Annotated in this window: 1 protein-coding gene; it reads left to right on the top strand. The window is 59.1% G+C overall.

The features are described from left to right. Nucleotides 1–38: 38 nt before the first annotated feature. Nucleotides 39–3,217 (top strand): amino acid adenylation domain-containing protein (locus tag FEZ59_RS29650; RefSeq protein ID WP_346343262.1); only part of this gene is annotated, 3,179 nt, incomplete at its 3' end.

The following is a 3,217-nucleotide window of genomic DNA, read 5'->3' as shown; positions in this document are numbered from 1 at the left end:
CTGCGGTGGCGTCCAATCGTGGTGCTGCGTATTCGTTCGTGATTGATCGTGATGTGCATGTGTCGTTGAGTGACGCTGCGCGTGAGTCGAATTCGTCGTTGTTCATGGTGGTGCATGCGGCGTTGGCGGTGTTGTTGTCGCGGTTGTCGGGGACGTCCGATATTGCGATCGGTACTCCGGTGGCGGGTCGTGGTGAGCAGGTTCTCGATGATTTGATCGGGATGTTCGTCAATACGTTGGTGTTGCGGACGGAGGTGGATTCTTCGGAGTCGTTCTCGGGGTTGTTGGATCGGGTTCGTGAGGGTGATCTGGGTGCGTTTGCGCATGCGGATGTGCCGTTCGAGCGGTTGGTGGAGGTGCTTAATCCGGCGCGGTCGCAGGCTCGTAATCCGTTGTTCCAGGTGATGCTGTCGTTCCAGAACATGGAGCAGTCGGTGCTTCGACTTGGCGATCTGACGGTTGGGGGAATCGATACCGGCGCGGTGGCGGCGAAGTTCGATCTGCAGTTGACCATGGTCGAGCAGTTCGACGAGTCCGGTGCCCCGGCCGGGATGGCGGCGACGTTCACGTACGCGACGGATCTGTTCGACGAGTCGACGGTGGCCTCGATGGCAACCCGATTCGAACGCATCCTGCGCACAGTTCTCGACGATTCATCGGCGCTGGTGGGAGAAGTCGATCTTCTTGATGGTGTTGAACGAATTGAGATCTACAACAGATCGCGCGCCAATCGTCGGGAACTGCCCGCGACGCGATTGGTGGATGTCGTCGGTACGGCTCAGCGCGCGATGGATGTTGCGCTGATTTACGGTGACGAAAGCTTGACCTATGGCGAATTCGATTCGCGCGTCAATCGATTGGCCCGACATCTGATTTCGCAAGGTGTTGGACCTGAGGTTCTGGTCGGCGTGCTCATGGAGCGGTCTATATCTTGGGTGATCGCAGCCCATGCGGTGATTCGTGCAGGTGGCGGATATGTACCCCTGGACCCATCGCATCCGACTGAACGCGTCTCTTATGTTTTGCGAACGGCGGCGCCGGCCGTTGTCTTGTACTCGCGTGACTTTACGGTTGATGGTCGACTCGACGCGAAGTTGCCGACTTCCTGGGTTGATGTTGACAGTCTTGACCTGCATACGTATTCGACTGATCCGATCACCGATTCAGAGCGACTGTCTGCTCTTCGGGGAGGTCACCCTGCGTACGTGATTTTCACTTCCGGTTCTACCGGGACGCCGAAAGGCGTCCTGGTATCGCATATCGCCGTAGTAAACCAGATGCTTTGGCGCCAGGATCGATACAATTTGGACCCGTCGGACGTGGTGCTGGTCAAGACTCCGTCCACATTTGACGTTTCACTTTGGGAGTTGTTCTGGCCGTGCCAAGTAGGCGCGCGCATGGTGATCGCCGAACCGGATGGCCATCGTGACCCTCAGTACATAGCGAAGTTGATCCGGGAGCATGCGGTCACGGTCGCGCACTTCGTGCCTGCAATGATGGCCCTATTCATTTCAGCCGAATGTGCCAGCAATATTCCTTCCTTGAGGCTGGTGTTTTCCGGTGGCGAGGCCTTGAAAGTTGGCACTGCCGCGGAAGTTTTCGGAGTGATGCCATCAGCATGCTTGGAGAATTTGTACGGTCCTGCCGAGGCTGCAATTGATGTGACCTTCCATGCAGTCACATCGGACGAGACCGTGTCGATCCCGATTGGTTCTGCTGTGTGGAATACAGGGCTGTTAGTCCTGGATTCCAGGCTGCACCCGGTTTCAAGGGGTGTTGTCGGCGAGCTTTATCTATCGGGCATTCAGTTGGCGCGCGGGTATATCGGGCGGGCCGCAATGTCGTCGGATCGGTTTGTTGCGAACCCGTTTGCCGATGGCAGTGGGGGCGGTCGGATGTATCGCACGGGCGATTTGGTGCGGTGGGATGCGTCGGGGGAGTTGGAGTACATCGGTCGTAGCGATTTCCAGGTGAAGTTGCGTGGTCAGCGGATCGAGTTGGGGGAGATCGAGTCGGCTTTGGTGGCTGATGCATCGGTATCCGCATCTGCAGTGACTGTTGTTTCGGCCAAGTCGGGTGACAGCTTGGTTGGGTATGTGGTGCCGGCGTCGGGTGCGGTGGTTGATGTTGTGGCGCTTACGGATTCGCTGCGTGCGGTGTTGCCGTCGTACATGGTTCCGTCGTTGATCATGGTGTTGGATGCGTTGCCGCTGAATGCGTCGGGGAAGTTGGATCGGAAGTTGTTGCCGGAGCCGGTGTTCGAGGTTGCGGTGTTCCGGGCTCCGGTGACGGCGGTGGAGGAGATCGTCGCGTCGGTGTTCGGGGATGTTCTCGGGGTCGAGCGTGTCGGGTTGGATGACGATTTCTTTGCTTTGGGTGGTAATTCTTTGATTGCTACTCGGGTGGCGGCGCGGTTGGGGCAGGCGTTGGATGCGCAGGTTCCGGTGCGGGTGTTGTTCGAGGCGTCGTCGGTGGAGTTGTTGGCTGCTCGGGTGGAGTCGGAGGTTGGTTCGGGTGCGCGGGCGGCGTTGACTGCTCGGGTGCGTCCGGAGCGGGTGCCGTTGTCGTTGGCGCAGCAGCGGATGTGGTTCTTGAACCGATTCGACCCAGGATCCAATGTTGACAATATTCCGGTGGCGATTCGGTTGTCGGGGTTGTTGGATGTGGCGGCTCTGCAGGCTGCTGTGTCGGATGTTGTTGCGCGGCATGAGATTTTGCGGACGGTGTATCCGGAGGTCGACGGTGTCGGCTTCCAGGAGGTGTTGTCGGCGGATCGGGTGCGGTTGGATTTGTCGCCGGTGGCGGTGTCGGAGTCCGATGTCGTTGGTGCGGTGACGGAGTTTTTGTCGACCGGTTTCGATGTGGCGGTGGAGGTTCCGGTTCGGGCGCGGTTGTTCGCGGTGTCGGAGTCGGAGTTCGTGTTGGCGTTGGTGGTTCATCACATCAGTGGTGATGGTGTGTCGATGGGGCCGTTGACGCGTGATGTGATGGTGGCGTACGAGGCTCGTTCTCGGGGTGAGGTTCCGGGGTGGGCGCCGTTGGCGGTGCAGTATGCGGATTACGCGTTGTGGCAGCGGGAGACTCTTGGTTCGGAAGATGATGCGGGGTCGTTGATTTCGCGTCAGATCGGGTTCTGGGAGTCGGCGTTGGCGGGGTTGCCGGATCAGTTGGATTTGCCGGCTGATCGTCCGCGGCCTGCGGTGGCGTCCAATCGTGG

The organism is Rhodococcus sp. MS13, from assembly GCF_013277835.1.
GTDB lineage: Bacteria > Actinomycetota > Actinomycetes > Mycobacteriales > Mycobacteriaceae > Rhodococcus_F > Rhodococcus_F erythropolis.
Note: the sequence above shows the minus strand (reverse complement) of the source record. Positions and strands in the feature narration are given on the sequence as shown.